The following is a 16,911-nucleotide window of genomic DNA, read 5'->3' on the forward strand; positions in this document are numbered from 1 at the left end:
CCCCGCCGCCCGCCACGCGCACGCCCGCCGCGCAGTGCCGGCGGCTTTGCCGACGTCGCCCGCCGTGTCACAAAAAAGCCTGCGATTTCCCTGTTGCAATCGCCGCGCTCTTCAGCCATATAGGCCCGGCTTGCGGCCAAGACGCCGTGTGAGCGGGTGTAGCTCAGGGGTAGAGCACAACCTTGCCAAGGTTGGGGTCGAGCGTTCGAATCGCTTCACCCGCTCCAAATCTTCTTTAGATTTGAAAAGCATCAAGGGCCCGGGTAACCGGGCCTTTTTGCTGTCTGGGTCCGGGGGAGCAGGCGTGGGCGTGTCCCATTCGGCTTGCAATTGCGATCCCGATCGCCGGCGACCAGCCTATCCGAAGGCAAGCATGAGGACTCCTTAGAGCCTCTATACATTTCGCGCCGCTGGATGAACCGTGGATTTCCCCACTTCCAGGCATCGAATCGAGGGCCGCGCCGGCTGGGATGCCCGCGCTCCGCTTCTGCTGAGTGGCTGAATTCCGCCGCGCCGGTGTCGATCTGGAACGGCGTCTTTACGCCTGGCGTGTCTCGATCGTGGACGCAAGGACCGCCAGACAATCGCAAGAGCCGGGCTTCCGGATTGAGCGGCAAATCACGGAGCGACGCACGAACTGCTGGCGTGCGCCCAACGTTCGACGTATGATTGCCGCTCAATTTCGGGAGGAAAGAGCCATGGACGCAGTGCCTCAATGGCGCCTCGCGGGCGATTGGTTCGACATCTGCAGCTGCGACATCCCTTGCCCGTGCGAGTTCGCCCAGCGACCAACCGGCAATCACTGCCAGGGCGTGCTCGCCTGGCATGTGCGCGAGGGTCAGTATGGCGACGTGAAGCTCGACGGCCTGACGCTGGTGGCGCTCGGCGAGTTCGAAGGCAATCTATGGGCCGGCGAGGCAAAAGCCGTGATGGGCATGTACCTCGACGAGAAGGCGAATGAGTCGCAGCGCGAAGCCCTGCAGGTAATCTTCGGCGGCCACGCCGGCGGCTGGCCGGCGGGCTTTGCCGCCAATGTCGGCGAGATGCGTGGCATGGAGTTTGTGCCAATCACTTTCGAGGTGGCAGGCGACCTCGCCAGCTGGCGAGTCGAAATTCCTGGCCTCGTCGTCGGTCGCGCGGAAGCGCTTTCCGGTCCTACGACACCGCCCGGCAAGCGGGTGCAGACAATCAACCCGCCGGGCTCGGAGGTCGGCCCAGGCCAGGTTGCCACCTGGGGGCGTTCTGTCGAGGTAAGCACCAAAGGCTTCGGGCTGGACTGGACGGGCACGGCCCGCTCGAGCAAGCACATTCCGTTCGACTGGTCCGGCCCGAACTAGGGCGTGCCGATGCCCGGCGCGTTCCCCAGGAAAACGTGGCGGCTCGGGAATTTGCGTGGCATTCCGCTCGGCCTTCTCGCGTCGCTCGTCGTACTGACGGCGGCGGCATGGGCGCTCACCCTCTACCAGACCTTCAGCATGGACATGCCCATGGGCATTGCGGTGCGCGGCGGGATAGAGGGTATGGAAGGCATGGCCGGCATGGCGATGGCCGGAATTGCGGCCGACGGCTGGTCACTCGCCGGCGTCGCCGCCTTTCTCGCAGTATGGACCGTGATGATGGCGGCTATGATGCTGCCGGCCGCGGCGCCCATGATCTTTATGTTCGCGGCGGCGCAAGCCAGGCGCGGATGGCAGGTGGCCATTCCGACCTGGATTTTCGTCGCGGGCTACCTTCTCGTCTGGGCGGCAGCGGGCCTTCTCGTGTATGTCCTGGTCCAGTTCGGCAGCGAGTTCGCGACAAGCCTCGATCCGCCCCAGCGGTCGAAATGGGCGCCGCTCGCGCTGGGTGCCACGCTTGGCGTCGCCGGCCTCTACCAGTTCACGACCCTCAAGCACATTTGCCTCAGCCATTGCCGCTCGCCGCTCGCTTTCGTTGCCCAGCACTGGCGCGACGGGCGGGTTGGCGCGCTTGAGATGGGGCTGCGCCACGGGCTGTATTGCTTCGGTTGCTGCTGGGCGCTGTTCGCCATACTGGTCGCAGCCGGCGTCATGAGCCTCGCCTGGATGCTGCTTTTGACACTGATCGTCTTCGTCGAGAAGCTGATGCAGCGTGGCCGACGCTTCGAAGCTGCTTTGGGCATTGCGCTAATTGCCCTCGGGATCGCCGTATCGTACGGGGTGATCGAGATGCCTTGGACAAGCGGCTAGAACCGGATGGTTTCAGGTCGATTCGATCTGAAATTTGAATCCGCCTCTAAATCAAAGAGCTTCGGCATGGCGAATAAGAAGCTGTGTCCCGTGACCGTTCAAGGCGTAGACTCGCAAAAAGCCGATGGCTATACACGGCAAATGCCTACGTTTCCCGCCGACCAGGTCTATGTGCGTGTTTGCCACGTCAAGCAGGGCTATGAGGACCGCGAACAGCACATTGCAAGGCAGGTCGCCCGTCATGGTATCCCGGCCACCTGGTATCTTCACTGGGATGTTTCAGATATTACTGACGAAGAGGTCGAAAGGCTTACCGTGCCAGGCGCTCTCAAACTGGCGGAACTGTCCTGCTCCTTGAAACACATCGGGATCTGGCGTGAGTTTCTGCAGACCGACAAGCCCTATTGTCTGGTCTTTGAGGACGACGTTTTCCTGGCGGCCAATTTCAATACAAAGTTTAACGCAGCTCTGGCGGAGCTCGGCGATCCAAACCGCAAGGCCGTCATCTATATCGGCAATGCCGGTACGTACTACATTTCGGAGTTCAAGTTGAAGCGCGGACAACATCTCTATCCAGCCCCTCACGGCAGATCCACCGATTCCTATATCATCACCCGCTCCGTGGCAGCCGAGAGGTGCGCCTGGTTTGATGCACGCAAGATGTCCGCGCCGATCGGCCACGAGATCGACGGTGCGGACGCGGCGCTCGGGGTGGAGGTGCTTTGGTTCGAGAGACCCTTTGTTGAGCAGGGCACGCACAATGGGGCCTTCTTGACGTCCATAAATCCCGACAGTCAACGGCCGCTTTGGTACAAGCGCATCGAGTGGCAGTATAAGAAATATCGCCGACAGCTCGTTGGCCATATGTAGCGCTCGCCGCGACCCGGCGGGGCTGCGCGGCCGAACCTGGTTTCAACCGGCTTTTGGGTCGACAACATTGACCGGGCCGGTGGGGGTACCTGACCGAAATCCCTTCAATCATCCTCCAGAAGTCACATAAAGTTACAGCAAGGAACGCTTCCCGCTGGACCTCGTTAGCTCTTCCATCAACCCAATGATGGAGAAAACCATGCAGGACATTTCCGGCAAGCGCGTCGCTATCCTTGCGACAAATGGCTTTGAACAAGCCGAACTTGAGGTGCCGCTCAAGAAATTGCGCGAAGCGGGCGCCGAGGTCGATGTCGTGTCGCTCGCAAGCGGCAAGATCAAGGGCTGGGACCACAAAGATTGGGGCCGCGAGGTGCCCGTCGACAAGATTTTGGACGAGACGCGCGCGGATGACTACGACGCGATCGTGCTGCCCGGCGGCGTTATCAACCCCGATCTGCTGCGGATCGAGCCGAAAGTCCTCAATTTCATCAAATCGTTCTGGTCGGCCAACAAGGTCGTCGGCGCGATCTGCCATGCGCCCTGGCTGCTCGTCGAGACCGGCATTGTGAAGGGCCGCCGGGTCACGTCCTACAAATCGATCAAGACCGACGTGATCAATGCCGGTGGTGTCTGGGAAGACAGCGCGGTGGTCACCGACCAGGGACTTGTCACCAGCCGCAACCCGGGCGATCTCGACGCGTTCTGCGACAAGCTCGCCGAGGAAATCAGGGAAGGGCGGCACGACAGGCGCGCCGCGGCTTAGCCCGCCCACCAGGCCGGCCCAGCCGAAGCCCAACGCAGCCGTCGCCAAGCTGGAATCGATCAGATAGCGGTTTCCGTCCGTTGCTCCCTGCGTCATCGCAGGGGCGATCGCTTCAGACCCGCGCCCGGAAAGGGCAGTGGTCGAAACCGCCGGGTTGTGTCCCGCGGCACAACGCCTGCCCCATCTGCCACTTGATCGTCGCTGTCCGGAATGCTCCGTTGCCGCTTCGGACATTCGGAGAAACCCATGACAGGCTTTGTCGACCGCCAGCGCGCGGCTCAACTGATGGATCGCGCCGGCATCGAGGCGCTGGTGCTGTGCGCGCCCGAGGCCTTCCACTATGCGACCGGCGCCTCGATCGGTCCGGCGGGACTGTTCCGGCGTGCCGGTGCCGGCTTCGTCGTCATCCCCGCTGGCCAGGACCTGCCGATCGGCGTGGTGGTCGCGGACTTCAATGCGGCGCAGCTGCAGGCGGCATTGCCCGATGCTGTCATTCGCAGCCACCCGGTCTGGATCGAAACCGCTGCGCTTGACGCCTCGACGTCCGGCCTGGCGCTGGTGCAACGCATCGAGGCTGGCCTGACATCGTCCGGCCGGGCGCCTGATTTCTCGCGGCCGGCGACTTTCGACCTGACCAATTCCGTCCGCGCGTTGAAGGAAATCCTTACCGGCTTCGGTCTCGACCGCGCAACGATCGGCGTCGATCTCGATTTCATCGCCGCCGCAGATTTCTTGGCCATGCAGTCGTTGCTGCCGGCCTGCATCATGGTTGATGGCTCGGCCGCGCTCGACAGGCTGCGGGCCATCAAGTCGCAACGCGAGATCGACCTTTTGCAGCAAGGCATCACCCTGTCGGAGGCCGGGTTGGAGCGGCTGCAGGTGGATGCGATGGCCGGTATGCGCCAGGCCGATCTCATTGCCCTCTACCGGGAAGGCGTCGCCGGCGCCGCGGCGGGCCTGTCCCATCTCGTGGCGACGGCCGAATATGTGACGCTGGGCGCGAAGGCCAAGGCTGCCGATGCGAAAGCCGTGCCCGGCGACCCGCTGAAGTGCGACATGGTCTGCACCGTCGGCGGCTACGCCTCCGACATGTCGCGAAACTTCACCTTCGGGCCGCCATCCGCTGAGCGGGCCGAGCTGCATGCGATCGCCGAACAGGCCTTCGAGGACGGGCTGGCATCCCTTGTTCCGGGGACCACGCTCGCCCACGTGCATCGCGTCGCCACCGAGAGCCTGTCACGGCAAGGGCTGCGCTCCTATCGCCGCGGTCATTTCGGCCATGGCGTCGGACAATCGGTCTTTTCCGAACAATGGCCGTTCATTGCGGCCGACAGCGATGTCGCGATCGAAGCCGGCATGGTACTGGCTTTCGAGATCCCGCTCTACATCGATGGCCTCGCCAGCTTCAATCTCGAGGACCAGTTCCTGATCACGCCGGATGGACCTGTCGCCATGAACCGCCTGCCGAGGCGGCTGGAGGTGATTGGATAGCGAAGGCCCTTGGGGCGCTCTGTGGTCGGCTTACTTCCGGGTGTCATACTGCGCCAGTGGTCATCATCCAGAATGGCCCACGTGGAGCCATGGCCTGCAAACATGCTAAGAAGTCTGCCTCGCAACCCGGGAAAGGATCATGACCGAAGCTGGCAGCCAGGAAGGACCTGATCCGGGCCACGATATGGAGGGCGCGATCCTGCCATGCGCATCCTCGACATCACTTGGCTGATCAAGGATTCCGGCAAGGAGATGGAGCCGCTCGGGGATTGAGGCTGCGCTTCTGCCTTCTCCCACAAGTGGAGAAGGAAAGAACGGGCGAGGCCAACGCCAAAACGAAAGTGGGAAGTAATGCTGGACATGGCACCATCGAAACAGGCAGCGGCATGGCTCGCTTCTTTTGCGCACGCGCTCGAAGCGGGCGATGGGGCGGCAGCGAGCAACCTGTTCGTCGACGACTGCTACTGGCGCGATCTCCTGACCTTCACCTGGAACATCACGACCATGGAAGGCCGCGACGCGATCGCCGGCATGCTCGAGGCAACGCTGGCGACGACCAGGCCGACGGCATGGCAGCTGACCGGCGAGGCGACTTCGGACGAGGGTACCATCGAGGCCTGGCTCAGCTTCGAGACAGCTGTGGCGTCAGGAGAGGGCATCATGCGGCTGCGCGATGGCCGCTGCCGGACATTGTTTACCGCGATGACCGAGCTCAAAGGGTTCGAGGAGCGCAAGGGGGCAAAGCGTCCGCTCGGCGTCCGCCACAAGGCCGATCCCGAGCGTGAGACCTGGTCGGAGGCGCGGGCGCGCGAGACACGCAAGCTTGGCGCCGAAGAGCAACCCTATTGCCTGGTCATCGGCGGCGGCCAGGGCGGCATCATGCTGGGCGCGCGGCTGCGCCAGCTCGGCGTGCCCACCATCGTCATCGAGAAAAATTCAAGGCCCGGCGATTCCTGGCGCAACCGCTACCGTACGCTCGTGCTGCATGACCCGGTCTGGTACGACCATCTGCCCTACATTCCCTTCCCGGAAAACTGGCCGGTTTTCACGCCCAAGGACAAGATGGGCGACTGGTTGGAAATGTACACGCGCGTGATGGAGCTCAACTATTGGCCCGCCACGAACTGCCTCAGCGCCAGCTATGACGAGGCGGAGAAAGTCTGGACCGTGATGGTCGATCGCGCCGGCCGGCACATCACGCTGAAGCCGAAGCACATCGTCTTCGCCACCGGCGCCTATGGTCCACCGCGCCGGATCGACCTGCCGGGCGCCGATCGATTCAAAGGCGAGCTGCTGCATTCCAGCCAATATGACAGCGGCGAGAAGTTCCACGGCAGACGCGTCGCGGTCATCGGTGCGGCAAGCTCCGGTCATGATGTCTGTGTCGATCTCTGGGAAAGCGGCGCCGACGTCACCATGATCCAGCGCTCGCCGACCACCGTGGTCAAGTCGGACACGCTGATGGAGGTCGGTTTCGAGATCTTCTCGGAGAAGGCATTGGCGCGCGGCATCACCACCGAGAAAGCCGACATGATCGTCGCCTCGATGCCGTTCGCGCTCGTACCCAAGGGCCAGCGGGCTCTCTACGAGGTGATCAAGGCGCGCGACGCGGCCTTCTACGCCCGCCTGCGAGCCGCCGGCTTCGCCATCGATTTCGGCGACGACGAGACCGGCCTTCTGATGAAGGCCTACCGCACCGGCTCCGGCTACTACATCGATGTCGGCGCGTCCGACCTGATCATCGACGGCAAGATCGGCATCCGCAGCGGCGTCGCCATCAGATCGCTGACGCAGGACGGCATCCTGTTCGAGGACGGCACCGAACTCGCCGCCGACGCGATCATCGCCTGCACCGGCTATCAGTCGATGAACGAGACGGTGGCGCAAATCGTCTCGCGCGAGGTCGCCGACAAGGTCGGCCCCTGCTGGGGTCTTGGCTCGGGCGTCAAGGGCGATCCCGGACCATGGCAGGGCGAGCTGCGCAACATGTGGAAACCGACCGCGCAGGAAGCGCTGTGGTTCCACGGCGGCAACCTCGCGCTGTCGCGCTTCTATTCGAAGTATGTAGCGCTGCAGATCAAAGCACGGATGGAGGGGATTGAGACGCCGGTTTATGGAGCGGTGAGCTGACGCTGCTGATCTCCCCCCTCGAGGGGGAGATGTCGCCGAAGGCGACAGAGGGGGTCGNCGCATCCAGTCGAACCGACCCCCTCTGGCCTGCCGGCCATCTCCCCCTCAAGGGGGGAGATCAGCTAATCATGCCGGTGCCGGAAATGCTGGGCCGCCACCTCGATATGCGTATGCGACCCATGCGGCTCGAAACGCTCGGTCTCGCTGACGTCGTTCACCGCCTCGTTTGGCCACCACGTGCCGCCGATGGCGATGCCTTCGCAGACCAGCCGCTGGTCGGCGACCAGCGAGGCGCCGACCGCGTCGACGAAGGTGAAGCGGCCCGGGCGCTGCCGCAGCACGGCGACATCGCCGACGGTGCCGACCGCCAGAGTGCCGAGATCGGGCCGCGCGATCGCCCGCGCTGGCGTTTGCGTCGCGGCGCGCAAAACCTCGACCAGCGGCATGCCGAGCGCCAGCAGCTTCGACATGCAGACCAGGATGTCGAAGGCCGGCCCGTCGACGCAGTAGAGATGCACGTCGCTGCTGATCACGTCGGGCGCCAACCCTTCCTCGATCATCGCCCGCGCGACCGCGAAATCGAACGAGCCCATGCCATGGCCAAGATCGAAGATGACGCCGCGCTCGCGCGCCAGCCGCATGTCCGGTCGCACAGCGCCGGAGACGAACACCGGCGCATTGGGGAAAGGCCGGAAGCAATGAGTGAGGATATCACCCTTGCGCAGGCGCGGCAGCACTTCCGAGCGGCCTGGAGGCGGCTCGTCGATATGCGCCATCAGCGGCAGGTCGGCCTGGTCGGCGGCCTCCAGCGCGAGGTCGACCGGCACGATGCCGCTGGTGCCGCCGGCATGCTTGCCGGAGCGGACCTTTACGCCGACCACGACGTCGCGATGTTCGCGCACTGCCGCGACCACCTCGCGCGGATCGCACAGCCTGAGATCGCTGCACTCGCCGACCGACACCGTCTGCGAGAAGCCAAAAATGCCGGCAAAGGAAATGTTGACATAGGCCAGGATGCGGACCTTCGAGCGCTCCATGACGTGGCGGCGGAAGCCAAGGAAATTGCCGGCTCCCGCGCTGCCCGCATCGATGAAGGTGGTGGTGCCGCTCTTGGCGGCCAGCCGATCGGCATCGACGCCGAGCGAAGTGCCACCCCAATAAACGTGGCTGTGCAGGTCGACGAGGCCTGATGTGACGATGCAGCCGGTGGCATCGACGACCTGCGCGGCGCTGGTCACCGGGATATCGGCGTCGATCGCGGCGACCCGGCCATTGGCAATGGCGACATCGCGCGGCGCGTCGATGCCGGCCGCCGGATTGATCAGCCGCCCACCCTTAAGCAGGAGGTCGAATTGCATTGGGGCCACCCCGGTTCGCCGTTCGCTTACAGAGGCCGGTAGGCGACCGCCTCGAGTTCGATCTTGATATCGATCATCAGCCGCGATTCGACCGTGGTGCGGGCCGGCGGGTTCTTCGGAAAGTGCCTGGCATAGACCGCGTTGAAGGCGCCGAAATCGCGCGCATCTTCCAGCCAGACCGTGGTCTTGACCACATCGTCCAGGGTGCAGCCGGCGAGCGCCAGTGCCGCCTTCACATTGGCGAGCACCTGTTCGGTTTGTTCCGAAATGCCGCCCTTGACCACGATGCCATCGCTGCCGATGGGCACCTGGCCGGAGATGTAGACGAGATCGCCGGCCCGCACGGCTGGCGACAACGGCACATGGGATGTTCCGAAAGTCTGCTTGGGCAAGGGATAACCTCCTCTGGTACAGGGACGGGATGCACCCGCTTGCGTCGACATTTACCCCGATCGGGGCGATCCTCATAGAACTTTGTTGGAAAGCAACATTCCAGGGGATTCATGTTGCTTTATTACAGAAGCGCTTGCATCGTGCGCCCAAACGGGCAGCCTTGTAGGCCGCAGCGGAAGACGCGTTTGGCAGACCGGAGACAACAGCAATGACCTACGACAAGAACCCGTTTCCGGCAGGCGATGCCGATCGCCACGCGCTGTGGGAAATGCTGGTGCGGCGCGACATCGACGCCTTCATCGGCCAGGACTGGGCGATGGTCGAGAACGATTTCGTGACCGAAAGCTTCTTCGGCATGCACGCGCATTTCCTCAGCAATGCCGACGCCTGGCGGCTGCAGTTTCCGCGGCTGGAAGTCTATCGCGACGAGTGGCTGCGCCAGGCCAAGGAGACCGCGGCGACAAAATTCGCCGAGCCGCTGCGCGAGGCGCTGTTTCGCGTCACCAACATGCGCGACATCGATGTCGACGGCGACCGCGCCGTGCTGCACAAGAAATTCGACGGCTCGATCGCCAAGGCCGACGGCAGCGTCGACAGGCTGAAGTGGCAGACGCTGTATTTCTGCACCAAGGTCGGCGGCAGCTGGAAGATCGCGGGTTTTGTCGGCTACATGCCGCATCCGCTCGGCGGCTAGGCAATTCCGGGAAAGTTTTTAGCGGTTTCCATGGGGAACTGAGCAAAAACAAATAGCTGGCGAGCCGCGACCGCGACGGCGAGGTCGCCACCATTAGCCGGTTAACTATGCCTGCCGCGGGTCAGGCCTCGGCCGCCCTGCTGCATACGGATTTGTAAGAATGCTGTTGGGCGCCGCGGCAATGTCTATGGTAGAAAAGCCTGCATTCCTGCGGGGACAGCAGCCATGACTGATTTCGCACCGTTGGTTTCCACCGTAAGCGCGGCCTTTCTCGGCTCGTTCGTTGAGGTGGTCGAAGCCTTCACAATCGTGCTCGCGGTCGGCTTGACCCGAGGCTGGCGGCCGGCATTGACCGGCGCTGCATTGGCGCTGGCACTCCTGGCGGCGCTCGTGCTGGCTTTCGGGCCGTTGCTGGCGCTTGTTCCCATCACCGCGCTGCAATTCACGGTCGGCGTCCTGCTCATCCTGTTCGGCATGCGGTGGCTGCGCAAGGCCATTCTGCGCAGCGTCGGGATCGTCCCGCTGCATGACGAGGAGGCGGCGTTCTCGAAGGAAACCGCAGCACTTCGCCAACAGGCCGGCGACCGCCGCGCGGACTACCTGGCCGGGCTGGCGGCATTCAAGGCGGTGCTGCTGGAAGGTGTCGAGGTGGTGTTCATCGTCATCGCGGTTGGCGGCGCACATGGACAAACACTCAACGCCGGCCTTGGGGCGCTGGCAGCGTTCGTCCTGGTGATGATCATCGGCCTCGCCGTCCATCGTCCATTGGCACGCGTTCCTGAAAACGCGCTGAAGTTCGTCGTCGGCGTGATGCTGACCAGCTTTGGCATTTTCTGGACCGGTGAAGGTATTGGCGCCGACTGGCCCGGTGCCGATCTCACATTGCTGGCGATCTTCGCGGTCATGGCGCTCGCATCCTTTGCCATCGTCCACTGGTTGCGCGACACCCATCGCGCTCCAACCGGAGAACACCTTCGATGAGCGTCGTACGCATCGCTCTCAAGGAGCTTATCGGCATGTTCATGGACGACGGCAGCCTGGCGCTGCTGGCGCTGATCCTGATAGCGGCGGTCACGGCAGCGGTGAAGCTGCTGGCGCTGCCGCCACGGCTCGGCGGCATCCTGCTGCCGATCGGCTGCCTGGCTATTCTGGCGCACAGCGCGCGGCGGGCAGCGGTGCGGCGGCGCTGATCAGTAGAGCGTGACGAAGGCTGGGAACAACAGGCCGGTCGCCCTGAAATGCTCGACCAGTTCGACGGCCGGGAAGATGGCGAGGAAATAGAGGCCGTCCAAAAATGTCCGCTTGAGCGCCCGCGTCGAGAACTGCAGCTCGTCATGGTCGTGGTACAGAAAGGGATTTGGCCAGAACCGGGGCGTGATCTTGATATAGGCAAGATAGACCGGGCCGAATTTGCCCAGCAGAAATTCGGCTTCCTTGCGCGCCGTGGCGCGAAAGATGAAAAAACTCGCAAGGCCCAACGCCAGCGCCGCAAACATCGAGCCGTACACCAATCCGATGCCGATCGCGCCGATCGTCGAGAAGAAGTAGAGCGGGTTCTGCATTGTCGAGAACGGTCCCGTCGAGACCAGTTCCTGGTTCTTTTTGCCGCCGACATAGAGGATGCTCCAGAGCCGTCCGACGACGCAGACGAGCACCAGGCACAAGCCGAGAAGCTCGAGCGCTTCGTGCCCGTCCGAGCCCTCCGTCAACCCAGGTTTGGTGAGAAACAGGAGCAGCACCGCCAGCACCGCCGCGACCCGCACGAAGATCAACCGCTTGCGCTGGTCGAAGGCCCGTGAAACCGGCTTGAGGGAAGCGTAGGTCATTCTTGTTTTCCTTGGGCTCCCAAAGCGGGCATTGGCCAAGTTTCGGAGCACTGATCACCACACTGATGGCGGATGCAAGGCCCTCGCATTTCATCAGCGCATCGCGAGGCATTCGTAAAGGTCTTTTGCGCAGCCCATGCCCATTCTTACGAATTTGTATGCCGCAGGACAGGCTGAGGTGAACTCTGCTGCCTACGGTGCGGCATGCCGGCTCGGCTCTGCTGAGCCGCGATCGAAGATTTCGGGATATCCGCCATGCTCTCGCCCAACAGACAACAACCCGCCGCGCCGACCCAGAACAGGGTTCCCGACGTCACGCTCGACTTCTGGCTTGTCAAACTGATGGCGGTCACCACAGGCGAGACCGCAGCCGACTATCTCGCCGTCAACCTCGGGCTTGGGTTGACCGTCACATTGCTGGTCATGAGCGGCGTCCTGGTAGCCGCGCTTGTCGCCCAGTTCGCGCAGAAACGCTACGTCCCATGGGCATACTGGCTGGCGGTGGTACTGGTCAGCGTCGTCGGCACGCTGGTGACGGACAACCTCGTCGACACTTTCGGCGTACGCCTTGAGACGACGACAATTGCCTTCTCGGTGGCGCTCGCCGCGACATTCGCGGTCTGGTACGCCAGCGAAAGGACGCTGTCGATCCACACCATCTTCACCACCAGGCGCGAGATCTTCTACTGGCTGGCGATCCTCTTGACCTTCTCGCTCGGCACCGCCGCCGGCGATCTCGTCGCCGAAAGCTTCGACATGGGCTACCTCACCACGGGGCTGCTGTTCGGCGGCGTCATCGCGCTCATCACGCTCGCCTACTGGCTGCTCGATCTGGACAGCATCCTGGCCTTCTGGCTCGCCTACATCCTGACGCGGCCGCTTGGCGCCTCCTTCGGCGACCTGCTGTCGCGGTCGACCGGGCATGGCGGCCTGGGCTTCGGCACCACCTTCACCAGCCTGCTCTTCCTCGGCGGCATCATTGCCGTCGTCCTCCACATGACCCTGATGGGCGACGAAGCCGACAAAATCCTGCTGGAATCGGACTGACTCAGGGCGCGGATGTGCTTGCGTTGACCGACCGTATGCCTTGGCAGCGCTCCGAACCCCTGCGCGCTCGTGACATCCTAGGAACGGCCCCATGCCGGTGGTAGCTTGCCAATCTCGGCAACGGACCGGACCTTTCATGCGACTGCTTCTCGTCGAGGACGACCACAGGACGGCTGACTACATCGTCAGGGGGCTGACCGAGGCCGGCCATGTCTGCGACCTGCTTCGCAACGGCCATGAAGGGCTTTTCGCGGCGACCAGCGGCAACTATGACGTGATTATCGCCGATCGCATGATCCCCGGTCTCGACGGCCTGTCGATGATCAAGTCGGTTCGCGCAGCCGGCGTGGGGACGCCGGCGATCTTTCTCACCTCCGTCGGCGGCGTCGACGACCGCGTCGAAGGGCTCGAGGCGGGCGGTGACGATTATTTGGTCAAGCCCTTCGCCTTTTCCGAGCTTCTCGCCCGCATCAATGCGCTTGGCCGCCGGCCGGCGGCGCAGGAGCAGAAGACCGTTCTGCGGGTTGCCGATCTGGAGATGGACCTGATCATGCGCCGCGTTATCAGGCGGGGCCAGCCGATCGACCTGCAGCCGAGGGAGTTCAGCCTGCTGGAAGTGTTGATGCGCGGCGAGGGCCGCGTCATCACCCGCACCATGCTTCTGGAGCGTGTCTGGGATTTTCATTTCGATCCCAGGACCAGCGTCGTTGAAACCCATATCAGCCGGCTACGGGCCAAGGTCGACAAACCGTTCGGAACCCAGCTCATCCATACGGTCCGCAACACCGGCTACAGCCTGCACGCGCCGTCATGACCGGAACATGGTCCCGCCTGCTGCGCAGCACGCCGTTCCGGCTTGCCTTGACCTTCGCCTTCCTGTTCGTGCTGGCCTTCGTGCTATCGGGCGCCATCGTCTACCAGATGATGAGCGCCGATCTTGCCGAGCGGCTCGACGACACCATCAAGGAGACTTACGCGGTCGTCGCCGCGACCTATGGCGACAATGATCTCAAGGCGCTGGTGGAGACCGTCGGCAGCCACTCCATGCGCAGCCTCAAGAAGGAGCAGCTATTTTCGCTGACCGACGCGGCCGGCAACCGCCTGGCCGGCAATTTCACCGCAGCGGGGCTTCCCGACGGCTTCTCGATGTTCGATGCCGAGATGCCCGGCGTGCCGCCCGGCGCCGAGTACCGCGCCTATTCCGGCCCGGTCGGCGGCAACATCTTGACCGTCGCCTTCAGCGTTTCCGAGACGGAGGAGTTGGAGACGATCGTGCTGATGAGCTTCGGCTGGGGGACGCTCATCATCACCGGGCTGGCGGTCGCCGGCGGCGCCCTGCTTGCCTCACGTGTCCAGCGCCGTCTCGACGGCATCGCCGCCACGATGGTGGACGTCTCGCACGGACGGCTGGACACCCGCATTCCGCTGACCGGCAAGGGCGACGATATCGACATCGTCTCAACCCAGGTCAACGCCGCGCTCGATCGACTGTCGGCGCTGGTAGAAGGCATGAAACAGGTCAGCGCCAACATCGCGCACGATCTGAAGATGCCGCTCAACCGGCTGCAGATGATCCTCGACAGCGCGTCCGAAAAGAACCTGTCAGGTCAAAAAATCGCCGGTGAGCTGGCCGAGGCGCATGCCGAGAGCCTGCAGATCAACGAGACCTTCGACGCGCTGCTGCGCATCGCCCAGATCGAGGCCGGCGCGCGCCGGGCGCGGTTCAGCGATGTCGATCTGGGCGAGGTGCTGCAAACCATCGCCGAGATCTATGCCGACGTGGCCGAGGACGACGGAAAATCGCTGTCGTTGGCGCAACGGCAGGAAACGACGGACCGGATCCACGGCGATCGCGAGCTGTTGACGCAGATGTTCGCCAATCTGGTCGAGAATGCGCTGCGCCATTGTCCATCAGGCACGTCCATCAAACTGTCGGTGACGCGCCGGGGCGACCGCGTTGTCGCCAGCGTCGCCGACAGCGGTCCCGGCATTCCCGCCGACGAGCGCGACAAGGTCTTCCAGCGGCTCTACCGGATGGACCACAGCCGCTCGACGCCGGGCAGCGGACTGGGTTTGAGCCTTGTCAGGGCCATCGCCGATCTGCATGGCGCATCCATCACGCTGGGCGATTGCCGGCCCGGGCTTGAGGTGGCGGTGAGTTTTCCCGTGGCGACGGATTAGAGGCCGATCTCCCCCCTTGAGGGACCTCAAGGGGGGAGATGTCGCCGTAGGCGACTGAGGGGGTCGCCTCACGTGAAGCGCTAACCCCCATCTGTCGAGAGGAGGTCGCATCCGGTCGAACCGACCCCCTCTGGCCTGCCGGCCATCTCCCCCGCAAGGGGGGAGATCAGCAGCTTCACCGATCAATCCGCGTCGACAGGATGATCGAAGACAAGGTTCGCTCGACCCCGTCCATGGCGCCGATCTGGTCGAGCAGCAGATCGAGATCGCGGATCGACGGCGCGTCGACGATGACGATCATGTCGAAATTGCCGCTGACCGAATGCAGCGTCCTGACCGGTGCCAGCGCGCGCAGGCCGCGCACCACCTTGTCGGCGAGTTTGGGCGTCACGGTGAGCAGCACATGCGCTCGCACCAGCCCCTGCTCATAGTCCGGCGCCAGCCGCACACCATAGCCTGTGATGATGCCGCGCTGCTCCAGCCGTTCGAGCCGGCTCTGCACGGTCGTGCGTGACACGCCAAGCCGCCGCGCGAGCTCGACGGTCGAGGCGCGCGCGTTCTCGCGCAACAGCGAAAGCAGGGCCTGTTCGGCGTCACTGAGCATTTCGACGATTCCTGTCGGCAGATCGCGCAATCATGGTTTCGCTTCGAACAATTCCACGCTTCCTTTCGACGGGCAAGCTGCGATCCTCATCCATGTCGCCCAAAAGTGCGCAGCGGTTTTGGGACAAGGACATTAGACAAAAGAGATGTGAGGGATCGGTTATGAAGAAAGTAGTTGTTGTCGGCGCCGGCAAGATAGGCTCGACCATTGCCGAGATGCTCGCCGCCACCGGGGATTATCAGGTCACGCTCGTCGACCGCTCGGCGGCGCAGCTCGCTGCCGCCGAACTGCCGGCCACGATTGCGACGCTGGAGCTTGATATCGAGGCATCCGGCACGCTGGAAGCGGCCCTCGCCGGCAAGTTCGCGGTGCTGAGCGCCGCCCCCTTCCATCTGACCACGCGCATCGCCGAGGCGGCGGCCAGTGCCGGCGTGCACTATCTCGATCTTACAGAGGACGTCGTCTCGACCCGCCGGGTCAAGGAACTGGCGCGCTCGGGCAAGAGCGCCTTCATCCCGCAATGCGGCCTGGCGCCGGGCTTCATCTCGATCGTCGCCAACGATCTCGCCAGCCGCTTCGACACGCTGGAAAGCGTGCGCATGCGCGTCGGCGCCCTGCCGCAATACCCGTCCAACGCGCTGAACTACAATCTGACCTGGAGCACCGACGGCGTCATCAACGAATATTGCGAGCCTTGCGAGGCGATCGTCGAGGGCGAGCTGGTCGAAGTGCCGCCGCTGGAGGAGCGCGAGGAATTCTCTCTCGACGGCGTCACCTACGAGGCCTTCAACACCTCCGGTGGGCTGGGCACGCTGGCCGAGACGCTGAAGGGCAAGGTGCGCACGCTGAACTACCGCACCATCCGCTACCCCGGCCATGCCGCGATCATGAAGGCGCTGCTCAACGACCTTGGCCTGCGCCACCGCCGCGATGTGCTGAAGGACATTTTCGAAAGCGCCCTGCCGGCGACGCTGCAGGACGTGGTCATCGTCTTCGTCACCGTCTCCGGTCGCAAGAACGGCCGCCTGCTGCAAGAGACCTACGCCAACAAGATCTACTCCCAGCGGGTTGGCCAGGTGGTGCGCAGCGCCATCCAGATCACCACCGCGTCCGGCATCTGCGCCGTGCTCGACATGCTGGCTGACGGCAGCCTGCCGGCGACCGGCTTCGTCAAGCAGGAAGACATCGCGCTCGACGCCTTCCTCGCCAACCGCTTCGGCCGCGCCTATGCCCAACACGAGATGGCGAGCCGTCTGGCAAGCTGAGCGCCTAATCTCCCCCCTTGAGGGCAGGGGAATCGCACATGAGTACAAAGGGACTCTTGTGTGGTGTGCGGAAATCGATTCT

At 63.7% G+C, this 16,911-nt stretch carries 17 protein-coding genes and 1 tRNA gene; 14 read left to right on the forward strand and 4 right to left on the reverse strand.

Annotated features, from left to right (window positions below; all coding sequences use genetic code 11):
• Positions 1 to 152: 152 nt before the first annotated feature.
• From X744_RS140405 to X744_RS140380, 7 genes are all read left to right on the forward strand, one after another.
• A tRNA-Gly gene (locus X744_RS140405) sits at positions 153 to 227 on the forward strand.
• Positions 228 to 698: 471 nt separating this feature from the next.
• On the forward strand, positions 699 to 1,337 hold the full coding sequence (locus X744_RS140400; protein ID WP_023763068.1) for a DUF1326 domain-containing protein: 639 nt from the start codon (positions 699 to 701) through the stop codon (positions 1,335 to 1,337).
• A 9-nt stretch (positions 1,338 to 1,346) separates the two neighbouring features.
• On the forward strand, positions 1,347 to 2,207 hold the full coding sequence (locus X744_RS140395; RefSeq protein ID WP_023763069.1) for a DUF2182 domain-containing protein: 861 nt from the start codon (positions 1,347 to 1,349) through the stop codon (positions 2,205 to 2,207).
• A 66-nt stretch (positions 2,208 to 2,273) separates the two neighbouring features.
• Positions 2,274 to 3,077: a glycosyltransferase family 25 protein gene (locus X744_RS0139015; protein WP_245266880.1), complete on the forward strand. Its 804-nt coding sequence runs from the start codon at positions 2,274 to 2,276 to the stop codon at positions 3,075 to 3,077.
• 199 nt (positions 3,078 to 3,276) lie between these two features.
• The gene (locus X744_RS140390) at positions 3,277 to 3,840 is read left to right on the forward strand and encodes a type 1 glutamine amidotransferase domain-containing protein (RefSeq protein ID WP_023763070.1); all 564 of its coding nucleotides are present in this window, start codon (positions 3,277 to 3,279) and stop codon (positions 3,838 to 3,840) included.
• Positions 3,841 to 4,086: 246 nt separating this feature from the next.
• Positions 4,087 to 5,331 carry a Xaa-Pro peptidase family protein gene (locus X744_RS140385; protein WP_023763071.1) on the forward strand — a complete coding sequence of 415 codons (1,245 nt, stop codon included), beginning with the start codon at positions 4,087 to 4,089 and terminating at the stop codon, positions 5,329 to 5,331.
• Between the two features lie 351 nt (positions 5,332 to 5,682).
• Entirely contained in the window at positions 5,683 to 7,461 is a 1,779-nt protein-coding gene (locus X744_RS140380; protein WP_023763072.1) for an NAD(P)/FAD-dependent oxidoreductase, read from the forward strand.
• Positions 7,462 to 7,583: 122 nt separating this feature from the next.
• Here the strand turns inward: X744_RS140380 and X744_RS140375 are convergent, their stop codons facing one another.
• Both X744_RS140375 and X744_RS140370 read right to left on the reverse strand, forming a co-directional pair.
• Entirely contained in the window at positions 7,584 to 8,819 is a 1,236-nt protein-coding gene (locus X744_RS140375; protein ID WP_023763073.1) for an amidohydrolase/deacetylase family metallohydrolase, read from the reverse strand.
• A 26-nt stretch (positions 8,820 to 8,845) separates the two neighbouring features.
• Positions 8,846 to 9,262 (reverse strand): RidA family protein, encoded by a 417-nt coding sequence (locus X744_RS140370; RefSeq protein ID WP_050589621.1) that lies wholly within the window; start codon positions 9,260 to 9,262, stop codon positions 8,846 to 8,848.
• Between the two features lie 158 nt (positions 9,263 to 9,420).
• Here X744_RS140370 and X744_RS140365 point away from each other — a divergent pair, with 158 nt between their 5' ends.
• From X744_RS140365 to X744_RS140355, 3 genes are all read left to right on the forward strand, one after another.
• A complete protein-coding gene (locus tag X744_RS140365) occupies positions 9,421 to 9,906 on the forward strand; it encodes a hypothetical protein (RefSeq protein WP_023763075.1) in 486 nt (161 codons plus the stop codon).
• Between the two features lie 225 nt (positions 9,907 to 10,131).
• Positions 10,132 to 10,887 (forward strand): COG4280 domain-containing protein, encoded by a 756-nt coding sequence (locus X744_RS140360; RefSeq protein ID WP_023763076.1) that lies wholly within the window; start codon positions 10,132 to 10,134, stop codon positions 10,885 to 10,887.
• Positions 10,884 to 11,096, forward strand: coding sequence for a hypothetical protein (locus tag X744_RS140355; RefSeq protein ID WP_023763077.1), 213 nt, complete (start codon positions 10,884 to 10,886; stop codon positions 11,094 to 11,096). Before X744_RS140360 ends, X744_RS140355 begins: the two co-directional genes overlap by 4 nt.
• Here X744_RS140355 and X744_RS140350 read toward each other — a convergent pair whose 3' ends face one another.
• Positions 11,097 to 11,732: an isoprenylcysteine carboxylmethyltransferase family protein gene (locus X744_RS140350; protein ID WP_023763078.1), complete on the reverse strand. Its 636-nt coding sequence runs from the start codon at positions 11,730 to 11,732 to the stop codon at positions 11,097 to 11,099.
• Positions 11,733 to 11,987: 255 nt separating this feature from the next.
• On the opposite strand from X744_RS140350, the gene X744_RS140345 reads away from it, so the two are divergent.
• The 3 genes from X744_RS140345 (at position 11,988) to X744_RS140335 (ending at position 14,960) form a co-directional block, all read left to right on the forward strand.
• Positions 11,988 to 12,779 carry a membrane protein gene (locus X744_RS140345; protein ID WP_023763079.1) on the forward strand — a complete coding sequence of 264 codons (792 nt, stop codon included), beginning with the start codon at positions 11,988 to 11,990 and terminating at the stop codon, positions 12,777 to 12,779.
• Positions 12,780 to 12,915: 136 nt separating this feature from the next.
• The gene (locus X744_RS140340; protein ID WP_023763080.1) at positions 12,916 to 13,593 is read left to right on the forward strand and encodes a winged helix-turn-helix domain-containing protein; all 678 of its coding nucleotides are present in this window, start codon (positions 12,916 to 12,918) and stop codon (positions 13,591 to 13,593) included.
• Complete coding sequence (locus tag X744_RS140335; RefSeq protein ID WP_023763081.1) at positions 13,590 to 14,960, forward strand: ATP-binding protein; 1,371 nt, start codon at positions 13,590 to 13,592, stop codon at positions 14,958 to 14,960. The genes X744_RS140340 and X744_RS140335 overlap by 4 nt, the downstream gene beginning before the upstream one ends.
• Positions 14,961 to 15,135: 175 nt before the next feature.
• Here the strand turns inward: X744_RS140335 and X744_RS140330 are convergent, their stop codons facing one another.
• On the reverse strand, positions 15,136 to 15,564 hold the full coding sequence (locus X744_RS140330) for an Lrp/AsnC family transcriptional regulator (RefSeq protein WP_023763082.1): 429 nt from the start codon (positions 15,562 to 15,564) through the stop codon (positions 15,136 to 15,138).
• A gap of 92 nt (positions 15,565 to 15,656) precedes the next feature.
• On the opposite strand from X744_RS140330, the gene X744_RS140325 reads away from it, so the two are divergent.
• Positions 15,657 to 16,829: a saccharopine dehydrogenase family protein gene (locus tag X744_RS140325; RefSeq protein ID WP_280948982.1), complete on the forward strand. Its 1,173-nt coding sequence runs from the start codon at positions 15,657 to 15,659 to the stop codon at positions 16,827 to 16,829.
• The last annotated feature ends 82 nt before the right edge of the window (positions 16,830 to 16,911 follow it).

The sequence above is a fragment of the Mesorhizobium sp. LNHC252B00 genome, assembly GCF_000502955.1.
Lineage (GTDB): Bacteria > Pseudomonadota > Alphaproteobacteria > Rhizobiales > Rhizobiaceae > Mesorhizobium.